At 71.9% G+C, this 18,543-nt stretch carries 16 protein-coding genes and 1 pseudogene; 7 read left to right on the top strand and 10 right to left on the bottom strand.

Going from position 1 to position 18,543, the window contains the following annotated elements:
- Positions 1 to 49: 49 nt before the first annotated feature.
- Both ACIRVK_RS14670 and ACIRVK_RS14675 read right to left on the bottom strand, forming a co-directional pair.
- The gene (locus tag ACIRVK_RS14670) at positions 50 to 1,366 is read right to left on the bottom strand and encodes a beta-xylosidase (protein ID WP_404246803.1); all 1,317 of its coding nucleotides are present in this window, start codon (positions 1,364 to 1,366) and stop codon (positions 50 to 52) included.
- Positions 1,367 to 1,519: 153 nt separating this feature from the next.
- On the bottom strand, positions 1,520 to 1,996 hold the full coding sequence (locus tag ACIRVK_RS14675; RefSeq protein ID WP_404246805.1) for a hypothetical protein: 477 nt from the start codon (positions 1,994 to 1,996) through the stop codon (positions 1,520 to 1,522).
- 363 nt (positions 1,997 to 2,359) lie between these two features.
- On the opposite strand from ACIRVK_RS14675, the gene ACIRVK_RS14680 reads away from it, so the two are divergent.
- From ACIRVK_RS14680 to ACIRVK_RS14700, 5 genes are all read left to right on the top strand, one after another.
- Complete coding sequence (locus ACIRVK_RS14680) at positions 2,360 to 3,430, top strand: PhoH family protein (protein ID WP_404246807.1); 1,071 nt, start codon at positions 2,360 to 2,362, stop codon at positions 3,428 to 3,430.
- 14 nt (positions 3,431 to 3,444) lie between these two features.
- Entirely contained in the window at positions 3,445 to 3,942 is a 498-nt protein-coding gene (gene ybeY, locus ACIRVK_RS14685) for an rRNA maturation RNase YbeY (RefSeq protein ID WP_404246809.1), read from the top strand.
- Positions 3,939 to 5,243, top strand: coding sequence for a hemolysin family protein (locus ACIRVK_RS14690; RefSeq protein ID WP_404246811.1), 1,305 nt, complete (start codon positions 3,939 to 3,941; stop codon positions 5,241 to 5,243). Before ybeY ends, ACIRVK_RS14690 begins: the two co-directional genes overlap by 4 nt.
- Positions 5,240 to 5,599 carry an MmcQ/YjbR family DNA-binding protein gene (locus tag ACIRVK_RS14695; RefSeq protein ID WP_404246813.1) on the top strand — a complete coding sequence of 120 codons (360 nt, stop codon included), beginning with the start codon at positions 5,240 to 5,242 and terminating at the stop codon, positions 5,597 to 5,599. Before ACIRVK_RS14690 ends, ACIRVK_RS14695 begins: the two co-directional genes overlap by 4 nt.
- A gap of 231 nt (positions 5,600 to 5,830) precedes the next feature.
- Positions 5,831 to 6,184: a cytidine deaminase gene (locus ACIRVK_RS14700; protein WP_404246815.1), complete on the top strand. Its 354-nt coding sequence runs from the start codon at positions 5,831 to 5,833 to the stop codon at positions 6,182 to 6,184.
- Positions 6,185 to 6,200: 16 nt separating this feature from the next.
- On the opposite strand, the gene ACIRVK_RS14705 is transcribed toward ACIRVK_RS14700, so the two are convergent.
- From ACIRVK_RS14705 to ACIRVK_RS14715, 3 genes are all read right to left on the bottom strand, one after another.
- The gene (locus ACIRVK_RS14705; RefSeq protein WP_404246817.1) at positions 6,201 to 7,355 is read right to left on the bottom strand and encodes a carbohydrate kinase family protein; all 1,155 of its coding nucleotides are present in this window, start codon (positions 7,353 to 7,355) and stop codon (positions 6,201 to 6,203) included.
- Positions 7,356 to 7,467: 112 nt separating this feature from the next.
- On the bottom strand, positions 7,468 to 8,757 hold the full coding sequence (locus ACIRVK_RS14710) for a glucarate dehydratase family protein (protein WP_404246819.1): 1,290 nt from the start codon (positions 8,755 to 8,757) through the stop codon (positions 7,468 to 7,470).
- Positions 8,754 to 9,650, bottom strand: coding sequence for a 5-dehydro-4-deoxyglucarate dehydratase (locus tag ACIRVK_RS14715; protein ID WP_404247116.1), 897 nt, complete (start codon positions 9,648 to 9,650; stop codon positions 8,754 to 8,756). Before ACIRVK_RS14715 ends, ACIRVK_RS14710 begins: the two co-directional genes overlap by 4 nt.
- A gap of 146 nt (positions 9,651 to 9,796) precedes the next feature.
- Here ACIRVK_RS14715 and ACIRVK_RS14720 point away from each other — a divergent pair, with 146 nt between their 5' ends.
- Both ACIRVK_RS14720 and ACIRVK_RS14725 read left to right on the top strand, forming a co-directional pair.
- Positions 9,797 to 10,582, top strand: coding sequence for an IclR family transcriptional regulator (locus ACIRVK_RS14720; protein ID WP_404246821.1), 786 nt, complete (start codon positions 9,797 to 9,799; stop codon positions 10,580 to 10,582).
- Positions 10,583 to 10,785: 203 nt separating this feature from the next.
- Positions 10,786 to 12,003 carry an MFS transporter gene (locus ACIRVK_RS14725; RefSeq protein ID WP_404246823.1) on the top strand — a complete coding sequence of 406 codons (1,218 nt, stop codon included), beginning with the start codon at positions 10,786 to 10,788 and terminating at the stop codon, positions 12,001 to 12,003.
- A gap of 230 nt (positions 12,004 to 12,233) precedes the next feature.
- On the opposite strand, the gene ACIRVK_RS14730 is transcribed toward ACIRVK_RS14725, so the two are convergent.
- The 5 genes and pseudogenes from ACIRVK_RS14730 to ACIRVK_RS14750 all read right to left on the bottom strand — a co-directional run bounded on the left by ACIRVK_RS14730 (position 12,234) and on the right by ACIRVK_RS14750 (position 18,500).
- Positions 12,234 to 13,223 (bottom strand): adenosine deaminase, encoded by a 990-nt coding sequence (locus ACIRVK_RS14730; protein ID WP_404246825.1) that lies wholly within the window; start codon positions 13,221 to 13,223, stop codon positions 12,234 to 12,236.
- A 117-nt stretch (positions 13,224 to 13,340) separates the two neighbouring features.
- Positions 13,341 to 14,243 (bottom strand): annotated as a pseudogene (locus ACIRVK_RS14735) (ribonuclease Z); the annotation flags it as partial.
- A 6-nt stretch (positions 14,244 to 14,249) separates the two neighbouring features.
- Complete coding sequence (locus ACIRVK_RS14740) at positions 14,250 to 14,603, bottom strand: histidine triad nucleotide-binding protein (RefSeq protein WP_404246827.1); 354 nt, start codon at positions 14,601 to 14,603, stop codon at positions 14,250 to 14,252.
- Positions 14,604 to 14,693: 90 nt separating this feature from the next.
- Positions 14,694 to 17,894, bottom strand: a complete 3,201-nt coding sequence (locus tag ACIRVK_RS14745; protein ID WP_404246829.1) for a S41 family peptidase — start codon at positions 17,892 to 17,894, stop codon at positions 14,694 to 14,696.
- Between the two features lie 45 nt (positions 17,895 to 17,939).
- Positions 17,940 to 18,500, bottom strand: a complete 561-nt coding sequence (locus ACIRVK_RS14750) for a hypothetical protein (protein ID WP_404246831.1) — start codon at positions 18,498 to 18,500, stop codon at positions 17,940 to 17,942.
- Positions 18,501 to 18,543: the final 43 nt, after the last annotated feature.

The raw sequence follows: 18,543 nt of genomic DNA on the forward strand, positions 1-18,543 counted from the left end.
CGGACTTCGGCGGTAGGAGAGGGACGGGCGGGTGCGGACGCCCGTACGGTCAGCTGAGCGTGAGGGTCAGGACGGCGGCGTACGACCCCGGAGGGGTGAACGCCGGTACGTCCAGCGAGAGCCCGGCGTCCGCCGTGAACTCGCCGCCGGTCAGCGTGCCGTTGGGGGTGGACGCCAGCGTCGCCCCCGACGTGCCGACCGCGCCCGCCGAACCCGCCTGGCAGGTGCTCGGGCTGCCCGCCTTGGTGGCGCAGGCGGGGTTCCAGCTCAGCTTCCCGGCGTCGATCTTCGCGCCGGGTCCGGTGAAGTCGGTGACCTTGCCGGTGAGCGACCAGCCCGCCGGACCGCCGCGGAAGTCCTTGACGGTGACGGTCTGCAGCTTGCCGGTCGAGGCCCCGCCCTTGCCGAAGTCCACCGCCGACAGCGCGACGGAGTCCCCGGCCTGGGACATCGACAGCGTGCCCGCGTTCACGGTGGTCGTCAGCTTCTGACTCCCGGCCGGGATCGGGGTGTTGTCGACGACCGTGTACGCGGCCGGCCCGGCGCCCAGGGCGTCGCTGTACGCGCTGCCCTCGTACGCCACGATCCCCGTCGTCGTCTTGTCGTTGACGACGAGGGGGCCGCTGATCTTGCCGCTCGCGTCGGCGGTGACGGTGGCCTTGTCCGCGGTCTGGGTGGCCCCGGAGCGGCCGGCCAGGGTCACCGTGGCGCCCGCGGTGAAGCCGGTGCCGCTGACGACGACACTGGCACCGGGGTTGCCGGAGGCCTTGTCGAGCGTGATGGCACGGGTGTTGACCGGGGTGGAGTTCGTCGCCGTGACGGTCGCGGAGACCGGGGCGGGCGGGTTGGTCACCGTGCACGGGGTGTCCAGCTCGAGGACGTAGCTGGTGTGGATGTTGTAGTCGCCGGGCGAGAGCGTGATCGCCCCCGGCGCGGTGACCTTGAAGGTGCCGGACATGGAGAACGACGGGAAGGCGCCGTTGCCCGGCACCGGGTCGTTCTTCTTGGGTCCGGCGACCGTGACGCTCCCGGTCTGCGCGCCGCCGAGGGTGACCTTGCCGGTGGGCGTCATGATGTCGGCCGGCAGCGCGATCGCGGTGGGATTGCTGGCGGCGGGCTTGACGACCGTGTAGGTCACGGTGACGGTGTCGCCGACCTTCGGCGCGGCGTTGTCGACGGCGATGCTCGCCGTGGTGGTGCCGTCGATCGGCGGGATGCCGGCGACGGCGGGCGGGATGCAGTGCGTGGGGAAGTCCACGTTGGTGGCGGCGCCGGCCGGACAGGCCAGGGCGCCACCCGCGGTGACCGCGAGCGCGGCCGCCCCGAGCAGCGATGCCATACGGCGTCTTCGGTTCTGCGAACCCATGGGTGTGCCCCCTCTTCTTCTGTGCTCGCTGGGGGCATTGATGTGGGGATCGCGTGAGAAGTCAATGGAGATGCCGAAATGAACTGATGGACCGTCAGTTCCTGTCTGTCGCCCAGGAACTGACGGCCAGTTGGCTATCTGCACAAGGACGTGTCAGTCGAACACGAACGGTCCGGGCGACTGGGTCCCGGTCGGCGTGCAGGTGACGGTGATCCCGAAGACGACCAGTTGCAGCGAGCCGCCGTAGGCCTCCAGGCTGTCACCGGAGGCGACGGTGCCGTCGAGGGGACCGACGGTGACGGGGTCACCGGCCGCGATCGCGGGGTTCTTGGTCCCGCTGAACGTGCTGGTGGCGCCGGTGGTGTTGTTCACCAGGGTGAGCGTCGAGGAGATCGAGTCCTGCGACAGGGCGATCGGGGCGGTGACGGCCGACGTGACGGTGATGGTGGCCGCCGTGCCGTCCTGGGTGGCGGTGAGGGTTGCCTGCCCGCTGCCGAAGCTGCCGCAGTCCGCGCTGATCGTCGCGGACTGCGGGGTGACGGCGAGGGCACTGGGCGCGAACGCCAGCGAAGCGGCCGCGAGGGCCCCTACCGCCATGGCCGCACCTGCTCCTATGCGTTTGCCTCTCATGGAATCCGGCTCCCTTCCCGTGTGGGAAAGCCATGTGGGGATGGATGGGAGGCGCGGTGCGGGGCGCCGGGTGGGGGGTGGCGTGGTGGATCTGACGGTCCGTCGGAACTACCGGTTCCATTGATGCGCCAGAGGCAAGGGGGCGGCAAGGACGATTTCCGGCCGACTCCGCGAAGGGCGATTTTCAGCCTGCGGGTGCGGCGCCGTTCCGTGAGCGGTCGTACCCGTAGCGTGACGGCCAGCGACTCCGCTCCGAAAAGTCCTACGGCGTTGTCAGTGCCCCGTCGTACTCTTGGAATCGCGAGGCCGCCCTCAGCTGTGCGGCCCTGACGAGGAGGAACCGCAGGCCTACAGAGCCGGCCCATGACTCAGACACCCACAGCTCACACCCCCGCGCAGGAGCAGGCGAGAGCACAGCTCACGGTCCCCGCCCAGCACCCGATGGTCACCGTGCTGGGATCCGGCGACTCCCTCCTGCGCGTGATCGAGACGGCCTTCCCGGCAGCCGACATCCACGTCCGGGGAAACGAGATCAGCGCGGTCGGCGACCCGCACGACGTCGCCCTCATTTCGCGCGTGTTCGACGAGATGATGCTGGTGCTCCGCACCGGGCAGCCGATGACGGAGGACGCAGTGGAACGCTCGATCGCCATGCTGAAGGCGAGCGAGAACGGGACGAGCGACGGCCAGGAGACCCCGGCCGAGGTACTGACGCAGAACATCCTGTCCTCCCGCGGCCGCACCATCCGCCCCAAGACCCTCAACCAGAAGCGGTACGTCGACGCGATCGACAAGCACACGATCGTCTTCGGCATCGGCCCCGCCGGTACCGGCAAGACCTACCTCGCCATGGCCAAGGCCGTGCAGGCCCTGCAGTCCAAGCAGGTCAACCGCATCATCCTGACCCGGCCCGCGGTCGAGGCGGGCGAGCGGCTGGGCTTCCTGCCGGGCACGCTGTACGAGAAGATCGACCCGTACCTGCGCCCGCTGTACGACGCGCTGCACGACATGCTGGACCCGGACTCGATCCCCCGGCTGATGGCGGCGGGGACGATCGAGGTGGCGCCGCTGGCATACATGCGCGGCCGTACGCTCAACGACGCCTTCATCATCCTGGACGAGGCCCAGAACACCTCCCCCGAGCAGATGAAGATGTTCCTCACCCGGCTCGGCTTCGACTCGAAGATCGTGATCACCGGCGACGTGACGCAGGTCGACCTGCCCAACGGCACCAAGTCGGGCCTGCGTCAGGTGCAGGACATCCTCGAGGGGCTCGACGACGTCCACTTCTCCCGCCTGTCGTCCCAGGACGTCGTTCGGCACAAGCTGGTCGGCCGTATCGTCGACGCGTACGAGAAGTACGACAGCACGCACGGCACGGAGAACGGCACCCACAAGGGCGGCCGGGGGAAGTCCGGGCACAAGGGGAAGTAGACACACACAGCGCCATGTCGATCGACGTCAACAACGAGTCCGGAACCGAGGTCGACGAGCAGGCGATCCTCGACATCGCCCGCTACGCACTCGCGCGGATGCGCATCCACCCACTCTCCGAGCTCTCGGTGATCGTCGTGGACGCCGACGCCATGGAGCAGCTGCACATCCAGTGGATGGACCTGCCGGGGCCGACGGACGTCATGTCCTTCCCGATGGACGAGCTGCGGCCGCCGTCGAAGGACGACGACGAGCCCCCGCAGGGCCTCCTCGGTGACATCGTGCTGTGTCCCGAGGTGGCCAAGAAGCAGGGCGAGGAAGCCCCGACGCAGCACTCCATGGACGAGGAGCTCCAGTTGCTCACCGTCCACGGGGTGCTGCACCTGCTGGGCTACGACCACGAGGAGCCGGACGAGAAGGCCGAGATGTTCGGTCTGCAGGCGGCCATCGTGGACGGCTGGCGCGCGGAGAAGGGCCTCAGTGGCCCGTCCCCGGCCCCGACCGTGTCATGAGTGGGCAGATCGTCGCGGGCGCGGTCGCCCTGGTCGTCGTGGCGTGGCTCGCCGCCTGTGCGGAGGCGGGCCTCGCGCGTGTCTCCAGTTTCCGGGCCGAGGAGGCGGTGCGTTCCGGCCGCCGCGGCAGCGCGAAGCTGGCGCAGGTCGCCGCCGACCCGACCCGCTATCTGAACGTCGCCCTGCTGGTGCGCGTGGCCTGCGAGATGGCGGCGGCGGCCCTGGTGACGTACGCCTGTCTGCAGGAGTTCCCCGGTACCACCCGTGCCCTGCTCGTCGCGATCGGCGTGATGGTGCTGGTGTCGTACGTCGCGGTCGGTGTCTCGCCGCGCACCATCGGCCGCCAGCACCCGCTCAACACGGCCACCGCGGCGGCGTACGTGCTGCTGCCGCTCGCGCGGATCATGGGGCCGATCCCCAGTCTGCTCATCCTGATCGGCAACGCGCTGACCCCAGGCAAGGGTTTCCGGCGCGGTCCCTTCGCCTCCGAGGCGGAGTTGCGGGCACTGGTCGACCTCGCGGAGGCGGAGTCGCTGATCGAGGACGAGGAGCGCCGGATGGTGCACTCGGTCTTCGAGCTGGGCGACACGCTGGTGCGGGAGGTGATGGTCCCGCGCACGGACCTGGTGGTGATCGAGCGCTACAAGACGATCCGTCAGGCCCTGACGCTGGCGTTGCGCAGTGGTTTCTCGCGCATCCCGGTGACCGGGGAGAGCGAGGACGACATCGTCGGGATGGTGTACCTGAAGGACCTGGCCCGCAAGACGCACATCAGCCGGGACGCGGAGAGCGAGCTGGTGTCGACGGCGATGCGCCCCGCGGCCTTCGTGCCGGACACCAAGAACGCCGGCGACCTGCTGCGCGAGATGCAGCAGGAGCGCAACCACGTCGCCGTCGTCATCGACGAGTACGGCGGCACGGCCGGCATCGTCACCATCGAGGACATCCTCGAGGAGATCGTCGGCGAGATCACCGACGAGTACGACCGTGAGCTCCCGCCGGTGGAGGACCTCGGTGAGGACCGCCACCGCGTCACGGCCCGCCTCGACATCACCGACCTCGGCGAGCTGTACGGGCTCGACGAGTTCGACGACGAGGACGTGGAGACCGTCGGCGGGCTGCTCGCGAAGGCCCTGGGCCGGGTGCCCATCGCGGGGGCGTCGAGCGTGGTCGAGCTCCCGGACGGGCGGGCGCTGCGGCTGACCGCGGAGGCGTCGGCCGGGCGCCGGAACAAGATCGTGACAGTGCTGGTGGAGCCGGTGGAACCGGCTCAGGTGCCCGAGGAGGAGAAGGCCGAGTGACCCCCGAGGAGCTGCGCGGCTTCTGTCTGTCCTTCAACGCGGTGGTGGAGGACTTCCCGTTCAACCCGGAGATCTCGGTCTTCAAGGTCCTGGGCAAGCTGTTCGCGCTGAGCAGCCTCGGCGCGCGTCCGCTGACCGTCAACCTCAAGTGCGACCCCGAGGACGCCGTCCGCCTGCGCGCCGACCACCCCGGTCTGATCGTCCCCGGCTACCACATGAACAAGCGGCACTGGAACACGGTCACGGTGGACGGGAAGCTCCCGGACCGGCTGGTCCGGGAGCTCATCGAGGACTCGTACGACCTGGTCGTGGCCGGTCTACCGCGCGCCGAGCGCCTTCGTCTCGACCGCCCTTGAGCGCTTCCCGCCGCGACCAGTGCGGCGGCGAGCAGCACCACGGCCGCGTCGATCGCCAGAACCGTGTGCACGCCCGACAGCAGGTCGCCGGAGGTGGTGGCCAGGAAGACGGCGGTCACGGCGAGCCAGACCGGCCAGGTGGGGGCGTGTGGCCGGCCTCGCCCGAGGGCCGGCGCGGGACGATGTACCCCTTGGCCGGATAGCGGCGGTACGGCTACGTATGCTCGCCCCATGACCGACAGCAGCGCGCTCGACCCCGAGGACCGCAAGATCGTCACCCTGGCCCGTTCCGCGCGGGCCCGCAACGGTGTGCCCGAGGGGGCGGCCGTACGCGACGAGACCGGCCGTACGTACGTCGCCGGGACGGTGAGTCTTCCCTCGCTGGAGCTGAGCGCGCTACGGACGGCGGTCGCGATGGCGGTGGCCTCGGGCGCGAAGTCGCTGGAGGCGGCCGCCGTGGTGACGGCGGCCGAGTCGGTGTCCGAGCAGGACCGGGCGGCCGTTCGGGACCTCGGCGGCGAGCGGACGCCGGTGCTGCTCGCGGGGCCCGACGGGACGGTACGGAGCACGGTCACCGCGGGCTGACGGGCTCACGCCCGTCTCATCCCGACCTCCCGAACCCGATCGTGGGCACCGCGCGCCGCAGCGGCCACGGGCGGGACGGCTCCTCCACGGGTGCCAGTGCCTCCAGGAAGGCGTACCGGGTCAGGGCCTGCGGGTCCTGGCCCTCCACCGACTGGACCCTGCGCCACCAGGCGCCGATCTCCGACCAGCCCGGTGCCGACAAGGAGCCGCCGAACTCCTGCACGGACAGGGCGGCGGTCAGTCCCGCGAAGGCCAGCCGGTCGGCGAGCGGCCAGCCCGCGAGGGTGCCGGTGACGAAGCCGGCGACGAACACGTCTCCCGCTCCCGTCGGGTCCAGGGCCTCGACGGCGATGGCGGGCACCTCCGCGGTCTCGCCGGTGCGCCGGTCCACGGCGTAGGCGCCCTCCGCGCCGAGGGTGACGACGGCGACCGGCACGTGTTCGGTCAGGGCGCGGGCGGCGGCGCGGGGGCACTGGGCGCCCGTGTACCGCATGGCCTCCTCCGCGTTGGGCAGGAACGCCTCGCAGTGCTCGAGGTCGGCGAGGCCCGCGAGGTCCCAGGCGCCGGTGTCGTCCCAGCCGACGTCGGCGAAGACGCGGGTGCCGCGGCTCGCGGCCTGGGCGATCCAGGGGGCCCGCTTGCCGGGGGTGAGGGAGGCGACGGCGGCGCGGGCGTACGGCGGGTGGTCGGGGGCCGGTTCCTCCGGGGGCGGCTCGTGGCCGTGGGAGACCATGGTGCGCTCGCCCTCGTAGGCCATGGAGACGGTCACCGGGGAGTGCCAGCCGGGGACCGTGCGGGACGGGGAGAGGTCGATGCCCTCGCCGGTCTCCAGCGCGTCCCAGCAGTACTCCCCGTAGTGGTCGTCGCCGAAGGCGGCCGCCAGGGACGTCCTGAGGCCGAGCCGGGCCAGTGCGGTGGCCATGTTGGCGACGCCGCCGGGGCTCGACCCCATCCCGCGGGCCCAGGACTCGGTCCCGCGCACCGGGGCGGAGTCGAGCCCGGTGAAGATGATGTCCAGGAAGACCGTGCCGGTCAGGTACACGTCCCAGGGCGGGTCACCGGGAGCGCGCAGCGCGGCCAGGGGGTCGACCTGGTCCTGACCCCGGTGTCCCTGTGCGAGGGGCGACGGTCCCTTTCCGGTGGACGCGTTGGGCGCGTTGGGCGCGATCACGGTGCACTCCCTGACATGGTGCGGATCCAGTCAGTGTGCACCACATCACTGACAGCCTGCCGCCGCTCACGCCCCGGCGGCCACCGCACGCCCCGCCGCGCCGTCCTCCGCGCTACCAGCGGGGCACCGCCGGGGTGACCCAGTCCGGGTGGGCGACCCGCATCGCCGCCGCGTCGTCGCGTTCGCGCAGCGCACCGTCGTCGTCGAGCCACCGCCGGTGCAGGACGCGCAGCTTCTCCTGGTCGACCTCGACGCCCAGGCCGGGCGTGTCGGACACGGTGACCTTGCCGCCCTCGAACCGCAGGCGCTCGGTGAGCACGTCCTCCGACTGCCAGGGGTAGTGCGAGTCGCAGGCGTGGTGCAGGTTCGGCACGGTGGCGGCGACGTGGGTCATCGCGGCCAGGCTGATCCCGAGATGCGTGTTGGAGTGCATGGAGACCCCGACACCGAAGGTCCGGCAGATCGCGGCGAGTTGCTGGGTGTTGCGCAGACCGCCCCAGTAGTGGTGGTCGGAGAGGACGACCTGCACGGCGTCCCGGGTGAACGCCTCCTTGATCTCGGCGAAGGTCGTCACACACATGTTGGTGGCCAGCGGCACGTCGGTGCCGGCGGAGACCTCGGCCATCGCGGGCGTGCCGAGCGCGGGGTCCTCCAGGTACTCCAGGACGCCCCCGAGTTCCCTGGCGACCTTGAAAGAGGTCTCCACCGACCAGGCCCCGTTGGGGTCGAGGCGCAGGGGGTGGCCGGGAAAGGCCTCCGCCAGCGCCCGTACGGCGGCGATCTCCTCCTCCGGCGGGAACACGCCGCCCTTCAGCTTGAACGAGGTGAACCCGTACCGCTCCGTGAACAGCCGCGCCTGCGCGACGACGCCCGCCGGGTCGAGGGCGGCACCCCAGTCGTCCTTCTCCCCGGCGACGCCCTCGGGGTGGGCGGCCCACTTGTAGAACAGGTACGCGCTGTACTCGACGGCGTCGCGGACCTTGCCGCCGAGCAACGCGTGCACCGGCAGGCCGAGCGCCTTGCCGAAGGCGTCCAGGCAGGCCACCTCGAAGCCGGAGACGACGGACAGGCGCAGCTTGTCGGCGGTCTGGACGCCGCGCAGTCCGCCGACGTCCACCTGCCTGGAGACCCGGGTGTCGTCGACAGCGACCTCGTCGGCGAGGGTGAACAGCCCGTTCAGGTCGCTGACCTGGCGTCCGCGCAGCTTCTCGGCGAACGGGCGGGCCAGTTCCAGGTACTTGGTGTCGCCGTACGTCTCGCCCACCCCGGTGATCCCGTCGGCGGTCACGACCTCCACGATCAGGCGGGGGGTGTAGGGCTGGTGCACGCCCTGGGTGTTGAGCAGCGGGGGGTCGGCAACCAGGATCGGGGTCAGCCGTACGTCCGTGATCGTGAGGTTCACAGGGAGGCTCCTACGAGGTCGAGTCCGGTGGCGAGAAGGGTCCGGAGGTCGGCCAGGTCCGCGGGCGAGGGGTCGGTGAGCGGGGCGCGGACGGGACCGACCGGCCGTCCCCGCAGCCGGGCGGCCGCCTTGACGAGGGCCACGGCGTAGCCCGGCACCCGGTCGCGGAGTTCGACGAGGGGGACGTAGAAGTCGCGCAGCAGCCGGTCCACGCTCTTGTCGTCGCCGGCGCGCAGGGCGGTGAAGAAGGCGTTCGCGATCTCGGGCGCGAAGGCGTGCACGGCGGAGGAGTAGGCGGGGACGCCGACGGTGGCGTAGGCGCGGGCCTGGATCTCGGCGGTGGCGGCGCCGTTGAAGAACAGGAAGCCCTCGGGTGCGGCGAGGGTGAGGCGCTGGAGGCGATCGAGGTCGCTGTGGCCGTCCTTGAGGCCGATGACGTTGGGGATGCCGGCGATCCGCCGCAACGAGTCCGGCGTGTAAGCGACTTGACCGCGCTGGTAGGCGACGAGCGGGAGCCGGGTGCGGGCGGCGATCTGCTCCAACTGGCCGACGAGCCCGTCCTGCGGGGCGGCGACGAGGTAGTGCGGCAGCACGAGCAGGGCGTCCGCGCCTGCCTCCTCGGCGATGCGCGCGAAGCGGGCGGCCTGGGCCCAGCCGTACCCGGTGCCGGCGACGACGGGCACCCGGCCGGCCGACTCCTCGACGGCGATGGTGACGACCTGCCGGTACTCGTCCTCGTCCAGCGAGAAGAACTCGCCGGTGCCGCAGGCGGGGAAGAGGGCGCCGGGCACGGTGGCGAGCTGGGCCGCGACGTGGGCGCGGAAGCCGTCCGGGTCGAGCGAGCCGTCGTCGTGGAAGGAGGTCAGCGGGAAGGAGAGCACTCCGCTGTCCATGCCGTCCCGCAGCCTTCGCGCGGTTGTTTCCGTCTCGCCTCTCACGAGGTCTCCCCATATAGATGTCATCTACGTATGGAGACAAAGACTAGATAGGCGAACGGCGGCCCGTCAACGTCCGGTCACCGGCGGACTACCATCGGCCCATGTCGGAGACAGGCGGTGGCGTCCGCGAGGTGAAGTCCGCGGCACGGACGGTCGAACTGCTGGAACTGCTCGCCGCGCGCGGCGACCGCCCGGCACGGCTGCAGGAACTGGCCGAGGCGCTCGAGGTGCCGCGCAGCTCGATGTACGCCCTGCTGCAGACCCTGATCAGCCGGGGCTGGGTCCGCACGGACATCACCGGCTCCCTCTACGGCATCGGCATCCACGCCCTGCTGACCGGCACGAGCTACCTGGACTCCGACCCACGGGTCCGTCTCGTCCGGCCCTATCTCGACGAGGCCTCCCAGGCGCTCGGTGAGACAATCCACCTGGGACGCCTGGACGGCCGGGACGTGGCCTATCTCGCCACCCGCGAGTCGCACGAATACCTGAGGACGATCAGCAGGGTCGGCCGCCGCCTGCCGGCGCACGTGGGCGCGCTGGGCAAGGCGCTGCTGGCCGAACGGCCCGACGAGGACCTCCCCGAGGGTCCGTACGCGGCCCTCACCCCCAACTCCCTCACCTCCAGGGAGTCGTTGGCCGCCGACCTCGCACAGGTCCGCGCGCGCGGGTACGCGGTCGACCGCGAGGAGGGCGTCCTCGGCATCGTCGGCTTCGGCTTCGCACTGCGCTACGAGGTCCCGGCACAGGACGCCGTGAGCTGCTCAGTGCCGGTGGCCCGGCTGACGCCGGAGCACGAGGAGCGGATCGTCGCGGTGATGCGGGAGATCAGGGCGAAGATCGAGGCGACGGCACCGGGTTCGGGGGGCTCGGCACACTGGCGTTGAGCAGCTGAGCTCTGACCGGCTGAGCGGGGCGCACTTCTACCCGACCCCACCCACCCCAAACGCAACGTGTGCCACATCACACCCGTTCGGCTTCTTCCACAAACCGCGTGCTTGATACAACTTGCTCGCGCGTTCCTGTCCGTCGACGGCCTGCGCCCAACCCTCTTCTTGAGCCGCTTCTTTCGCATGCCCTGGGAACGCCCGTGTTCGCCCCTCGCACCGTCGCCTGGCCCCTCGTCGCCCTTTTCACGGCCGGGTACCTCGCCCCCTACCTGCTCCCCACCACCGTCGGCCGCCTGGACTCGGGGCTGCCCCTGACCGCCACCCAGGCGGGCGCCCTCGGCAGCGCCCTGCTGCTCAGCTCGGCGTCGGCGGGCTTCGTCCTCGCCTCGCGGGTCGAACGGATCGGCGCCCGCACCCTGGCCCGCGTCGGCCTCGCCCTCGCCGTCCTCGGTTACGGCACCGCGGCGCTGACCGACAGCATCCCGGCGGTCGTCGCCGCCGCCCTGCTCGGCGGTTTCGGCTCCGGTACGGCGACCACGGTGGCCGCCACCGGCATCGCCGCCCAGCCCGACCCCCACCGCACGACCACCGTCGGCCTGCTCTGCGTCTCCGCCCTCGCCGGCGCCGTCTATCTGACGGTCCCCCACCTCGGCCCCGGCCACGGCCAGCCGCTCGCCGCGATCGCCCTCACCGCGCTCGCCGTCTGGCCCTTCACCGGCCGCCTCCCGGTCCGCACGGCGACCGCGCACAGCCCCCTCGCCGGCACCCGCCTCCCCCACCGCCGCTCAGGCGCGGTCCTCGCCGCCACGATGCTCTGCTGGTCCCTCGCGCAGAACGCCCTGTGGGGCGTCAGCGGCCAAATCGGCCTGACCCAGGCACACCTGACGGAGGCCACCGTCGGCGCGGTCTTCGCGGTGGCGCTCGGCGCGGGGCTGCTGGGCGTGACGGTCGCCGGCGCGGTCGGTCCGCGCCTCGGACGGGCGGTTCCGGTCGGGGGCGGTACGGCGCTCATCGCGGGCTGCATCGTGCTGAGCGCTTCCGCGAGCGACCTGGCCTCCTTCGCGGGCGGTGAGATCGCGTGGAACCTGCTCTACCCGGTGGTGCTGTCGTACGTCATCGGCCTGGCTGCCTGCCTGGACCCGCGGGGGCGTTGGGCGGTGCTGGTGGGGTCGGCGTCTTCGCTGGGAACGGCGGCGGGGCCCCTCACGGGGAGTGTGCTGTCCTCGCAGGCTGGGTTTTCGGTGATGGGGATGGTGTTGGCACTGGGGTTGCTCGTGATCGCCGTTCCCATGACCGTGGTCGCCTCCCGTGCGGGTCGGTGGGGGCTTGTCACGCCCCGCGGCGGAGCCGCATATCGACCCGGCCCCGCGCCCCTGTCGGGGCGCGAGAGCGCGCCGGACGTTGCCAAGGCGGCCTAGGGGGTGTTTTGAAAGCCCCGCACAGCACCCACGGCGCCCGGCACGCTCCCCCAGAGGGGGTACCCCCACTCGCCGCACCGGCCAAAGGCCCGAGTAGCTCCTCCCCCACTCTCGGCTACGCTCGAGCGGGGGGACCCCCATCCAGGACCTTCGTCCGGCACGCCGAGGCCACGCACCGAACACCGCGGGCACCGCACTGGACTTCCACAACACCCCCTAGTGCCGCGGCACTAGAACTCGTAGGCCTCCACCTCGGCCAAGTAGCGGGCCCGTCGTTCCTCGTCGTCCTCGAGGAAAGAGGCGAGGAACGAGTTGCGGGCCAGGTCGCGCAGTTGGTCCTGCGACAGGCCCAAGGTCGTGTGCACGGCCTCGAAGTTGTCGCCCGCGTAGCCGCCGAAGTACGCCGGGTCGTCGGAGTTGACCGTGCACATCAGGCCCGCTTCGAGCATCGCCGGGAGCGGGTGGTCGGCGAGGGTGTCGACCGTGCGCAGGCGGACGTTGGAGAGTGGGCAGAGGGTCAGCGGTACGCGGTCCCGGACCAGCCGATCGACCAGCGCCGGGTCCTCCACGCAGCGCAGGCCGTGGTCGACGCGCTCCACGCCGAGCACGTCCAGCGCCTCGGTGATGTACTTGGGCGGCCCCTCCTCACCGGCGTGGGCGACCCGCCGTAGGCCCAGGGCCGCGGCGGCCTCGTACACCTCGCGGAACTTCACCGGCGGGTGTCCGACCTCCGCCGAGTCGAGGCCGACGCCGGTTATCCGGTCCAGGTACGGCTTCGCGGCGTGCAGGGTCGCGAGGGCCGACTCGGCGGACTCGTCGCGCAGGAAGCACAGGATGAGCCGGGTGGAGACGCCGTGGTTCGCCTCGCTGCTGCCCAGCGCCCGCCACAGCCCCTCCACGACCGTGCCCATCTCCACGCCCCGCGCGAGGTGTGCCTGCGGGTCGAAGAAGATCTCCGCGTGCCGGACGCCCTGGGCGGCGGCGCGGGCGATGTAGGCGTTCGCCAGGTCCTCGAAGTCCCGCTCGGTGCGCAGGACGGCCATGAGCTCGTAGTACAGGTTCAGGAAGGACTGGAGATCCTCGAAGGCGTACGCCTTGCGCAGCTCGTCGGTGTCGCCGTACGGCAGCTCGACGCCGTTGCGGGCGGCCAGCTCGAAAGCCAGCTCCGGTTCCAGGGTGCCTTCGATATGGAGGTGCAGTTCCGCTTTGGGGAGGGGCATCACAGCATCGTACGGGTGCTCTTACTCGAGTTCGCCTCGCGGTGTCCGCGTCGGCCACCCCTGCTGACCTGCTTTTCTGCTGGGGGTCCGGGGGTTATCCCCCGGAATGGTGCAGTACCGACGTTTCGGAACCGGGACCCGGAGCAGATCCTGGGCGACCGTCAGCTCGCCCTCGAAGCCGGCCGCCCGCGCCTGCCGTTCGAACTCCTCGGGCTCGGAGTAGCGCTGGCTGAAGTGCGTCAGCACGAGATGCCGTACGCCGACGTCGCGGGCCACGGTGGCCGCTTGGCCTGCGGTGAGGTGGCCGTGCTCGGTCGCGAGGTCGGTGTCCTCGTCGAGGAAGGTCGACTCGATGACGAGCAGGTCGCAACCCTCGGCGAGCTCGTGCACGCCCTCGCACAGGCGGGTGTCCATGACGAACGCGAACCGCTGGCCGCGGCGCACCTCGCTGACCTCGTCCAGCGAGACGCCGTTCAGCGAGCCCTCGCGCTGGATGCGGCCCACGTCCGGGCCCGTGAGGCCGTGCGCGGCGAGGCGGTCCGGGAGCATACGGCGGCCGTCGGGTTCGGTGAGACGGTAGCCGTAGGACTCGACGGGGTGGGAGAGCCGGCGGGCCTCCAGGGTGTACGCCGGGGTGGTGGCGAGGGGGCCGTCGCTGTCGACCGGCGCCTCGGTGATTCCGACGGTCTCGCGGTAGGCCGTCGCGTACCGCAGGCGGTCGAAGAAGCGCTGCCCGGACTTCGGGTAGTGGGCGGTGATCTCGTGCGGGACCTTGTCGAGGTTGATGCGCTGGATCACGCCCGCGAGACCGAGGGAGTGGTCGCCGTGGAAGTGGGTGACGCAGATGCGGTTCAGGTCGTGCGCGGCGACCCCGGCGCGCAGCATCTGGCGCTGCGTGCCCTCGCCGGGGTCGAAGAGGATGCCCTCGCCGTCCCAGCGGAGCAGGTAGCCGTTGTGGTTGCGGTGCCGGGTCGGGACCTGGCTCGCTGTGCCGAGGACGACCAATTCACGTACCGACACGGCGGGTTACCCGGGGGGCCACTGGAGGCCGCGGCCGCCGAGGATGTGGGCGTGGGCGTGGAAGACGGTCTGGCCGGCGCCGGGGCCCGTGTTGAAGACGGTGCGGTAGCTTTCGAGCTTTTCGTCGTCCGCCACGGCCTGCGCTTCGCGGAGGACGTCGGCGGCGATTTCCGGCGCGCCGGCCGCGAGGGCGGCGGCGTTGTCGTAGTGGACCTTGGGGATGATCAGGATGTGGACGGGGGCCTGGGGGTTGATGTCGCGGAAGGCGACGGTGGTGTCTGTCTGCCGGACGATCGTCGCCGGGACGTGGCCCTCCACGATCTTGCAGAACAGGCAGTCTTTCTGCGGTTCCCCAGCCATGTGGCCTCCTGAACAGCGGTGATCGAATGTGGGGTAACTGTATCGTCGCCGGGTGCGGGTGGCTTGTGGCTGGTCGCGCGCCCGCGCCCCTTACGTGGGCAATCCGGGCGGGGTTTTCGCGGGCCGCTGCTCCAGTGCCTCCAGTGCCAGCCTGATCGCCTCGTCCAGTTGGACATCGCGTCCGGCGGCGTGATCCTGGGGGCGCTGCACCACCTCCACGTCGGGATCCACCCCGTGGTTCTCCACGTCCCAGCCGTAACCCTCCAGCCAGAAGGCGTACTTCGGTTGGGTGACCAGGGTGCCGTCGACCAGGTGGTAGCGGCTGTCGATGCCGATGACGCCGCCCCAGGTGCGGGTGCCGACGACCGGGCCGATACCGAGGGCCTTGATGGCCGCGTTGACGATGTCGCCGTCGGAGCCGGAGAACTCGTTGGCGACGGCGACGACGGGGCCGCGGGGCGCGTCCTGGGGGTAGCTGGAGGGGCGCAGGCCGCGGGGCAGGTCCCAGCCGACGATCTTGCGGGCCAGCTTCTCGACGACGAGCTGGGAGGTGTGGCCGCCGCGGTTCTCCCGGACGTCGACCACCAGGCCCTCGCGGGTGACCTCGACGCGCAGGTCGCGGTGGAGCTGTGCCCAGCCGGAGCCGACCATGTCGGGGACGTGGAGGTAGCCGAGGCGGCCGCCGGACCTCTCGTGGACGTAGGCGCGGCGGTCGGCGACCCAGGCGTGGTAGCGCAGGGGTTCCTCGTCGGCGACGGGGACGACCACGGCGTGCCGGGGGTCGCCGCCGCCGGAGGGCAGGATGGTGAGTTCGACGGGCTTGCCCGCCGTGCCGACCAGCAGCGGGCCTGGGCCCGTCACCGGGTCCACCGGGCGCCCGGCGACCGCGACGATCGCGTCGCCGGCGCGGATCGCGACGCCGGGTGCGGCCAGCGGGGAGCGGGCGGCGGGGTCGGAGGTCTCGGCGGGCAGGACCCGGTCGATGCGCCAACTGCCGTCCTCGTGGCGGGAGATGTCGGCGCCTAGCAGGCCCTGCCGTTCGCCGTTGCCGTAGCCGCCGCGCGGGCTGACGTAGGCGTGGGAGGTGCCGAGTTCGCCCTGGACCTCCCAGAGGAGGTCGACGAGGTCGTCGTGGGTGGCGACGCGGTCCAGGACGGGGCGGTAGCGGTCGAGCACGCCGTCCCAGTCGACGCCGCCCAGGTCGGGGCGCCAGAAGTGGTCCCGCATGAGGCGGCCCGTCTCGGCGTACATCTGGCGCCACTCGGCGGCCGGGTCGACGGTCTGGCGGACGCGGCCGAGGTCGACGGTGATGTTGGTGTCGCTCTCGTCGTCGTTCGAGGCGCGCCGGTCGCTCGGGACGACCTTCAGCTTGTCGTCGGTCCACAGCAGGACGCGCTTGCCGTCGCCGCTGACCGCGAAGTGCTCGGCGTCGGAGGCGAGGTGCTCGATGCGCTGCTGGACCAGGTCGTACCGTTCGAGGGCGGTCTTGGGGTCCTCGTCGTCGGGCGTGGCGCGGGAGGCGCCGAGGACTCCGCGCACCGGGTGGCGCAGCCACAGCACGCCGTCCTTGGCGGCGCGCAGGGTGGAGTAGCGGGCGGCCTCGACCGGGAACGGCACGATCCGGTCCGCGAGTCCTTCGAGGTCGATACGGGTGCTGGGGGCGCCCTCGCTGTCCGGCGTCTCGTCCTTGTCCGGGGCGTCGAAGGGGCGTCCGTGGCGCTGCGGTCCGAAGGGGGACGGGGTGGTCGCGGCCAGCGTGATCAGGTGCGGGCGGGAGCCGCCGACGAAGGCCAGGTCGAAGACGTGCTCGTCGTAGACCGGGTCGAAGGAGCGCGCCGAGAGGAAGGCGAGGTGCCTGCCGTCGAGGGTGAACGCCGGGGAGTAGTCGCGGAAGCGCAGGGGCGTCGCCTCGGTGACCGAGAGGTCGGTGGTGTTGGCGAGGCGGAGCTGGCGCAGCGGGCTGGGGCCGGGGTGGGACCAGGCGAGCCAGCCGGAGTCGGGTGAGAAGACCAGGTCGGAGGCGTTGCCGTCGGCGCTGCGGTCGACCTCGCGGACCTCGCCGCTGTCCCGTTCGACGAGCAGGACCCGTCCGTCGTGCGCGGCGACGGCGACGCGGCCGCCGTCGGGGGCCACGGCGAGACCGAGGACCCGGCCGAGCTGCCCGGCGGCGAGCCGGCGCGGGGTGGCGCCGGGGGCCGCCCCGGTCGCGGGGGCGAACTCCAGGGCGTCCTCGCCCTCGGCGTCGGTGACCCAGACGACGTGTTCCTCGCCGTCCACCCGGAAGGTGCGCGGCAGCCTGGCCCGTACGCCGGGTTCGGCGGCCAGCGCGCGGGCGGGGCCGGAGCGGTGGGTGACCCAGTGCACGGCGCCGCGGACGGCGACCGCGCTGCCGCGGGCGGTGTGGTCGGGGTGCGCGGAGCCGAACCAGCGGGCGGCGTTGACGGGGAAGGGCTGCAGGTCGACACGGGGGCCGCCGAGCCGGACGTCCAGTCGGCGCGGCTCGGCGCCGTCGAGGCCGTCGAGCAGCCACAGCGCGCCGGCGGACGCGTACACCAGCCGCGAGCCGTCGCCGGCGAGATGGCGGGCGTAGAAGCCGTCGGTGGGTGTGTGGCAGCGCAGGTCGGAGCCGTCGGCGAGGGAGGAGTAGACGGCTCCGACGCCCTCGTGGTCGGAGAGGAAGGCGATCCGGTCCCCGATCCACACGGGGCTCTCCAGGTTGCCGTCCAACTCCTCGTGCAGGCGTACGAATTCCCCGTCGCCGTCGGGGTCGATCCACAGCTTGCCCGCGGTGCCGCCCCGGTACCGCTTCCACCAGGCGGCCTCGCGTCCCATCGGCGCGGAGAGCAGGACCGTCGCCGGGCCGAAGGCGACGTCTCCGACGGGGCCGTAGGGCAGGGTGGTGGCCGGGCCGCCGTCGAGCGGGACGGCCCGCGCCCAGCTGCGGCGCAGGCTGGCCTGGCCGTAGGTGCTGATCGCCAGGATCTCGCCGTCCGGGGTCCAGCCGCGCACCTGGGTGCGCCAACTCCCCCAGTGCGTGAGGCGTTTGGCGGGACCGCCGTCGATCGGGGCGATGTGCACCTCGGGCGCCCGGTCGCGGGTCGACGTCCAGGCGAGGGTGGTGCCGTCGGGCGAGATGCGGGGGTGGTCGACCGGTACGTTGTCGGCGCTGGCCCGCCAGGCCCGGCCGCCGTCGAGGGGGGCGAGCCACACGTCGTCCTCGGCCGTGAAGGCGACCAACTCGCCGTGCAGGTGCGGGAACCGGAGATACGCGGGAGCTGCGGGCTGCGTCACACGATCACTGTAGGCAGCGGTTGCCTTCCCGGGCAGGGGTTTGGATCACTTGCCCTGGACCGGCCAGCACTGCGGGTCGCCCTTGCACCAGATGGTCCGCGTCACGGTCACCGTGACGGTGGCGCCGGGCCCGCTGCCGCTGCCGCCACCGGGGTTGTTCTGTATCGGTGAGGGCGTCGAGGTGCAGTCGCCGAGCCCGGAGACGTGGAACACGGTCCTGCCGCCGACCTTGGCCGTCAGATCACCGCGCACACAGGCGCCGTCGACGGCCCGGGTGACCTTGCCGGTGACGGTGATGTCCTTGCGGTCCTTGGTCTGGCCCTGGCAGTCGACGTCGGCGACGGTCGTCTCGCTCGCGGTGGGCGTCGCGTTGTGAGCGGTGTTGTTGTTGCCGTAGTTGGAGGTGCAGCTGAGCCACTGCACGTCGATGTTGTGCCGCTTCAGTTCCTTGGTGGCGGTCTGGTCGGTGGTATAGGCGACGGCCGCGGTGCCGAGCCCTCCGGGGTCGCAGGCCACGGCCCCTGCGACGGCCACGAGGGCGAAACCCGCCACGGCCACCACCCGTCGTCCTGGCGGTCGCCACCGACTGCGCCTCGTCGCGCCCATGAGGGCAGCCTGCCATCACGTGCCGTCCGGCGGTAGGGCGGAT

The sequence above is a fragment of the Streptomyces sp. NPDC101152 genome, assembly GCF_044768275.1.
Taxonomy (GTDB): Bacteria; Actinomycetota; Actinomycetes; order Streptomycetales; family Streptomycetaceae; genus Streptomyces.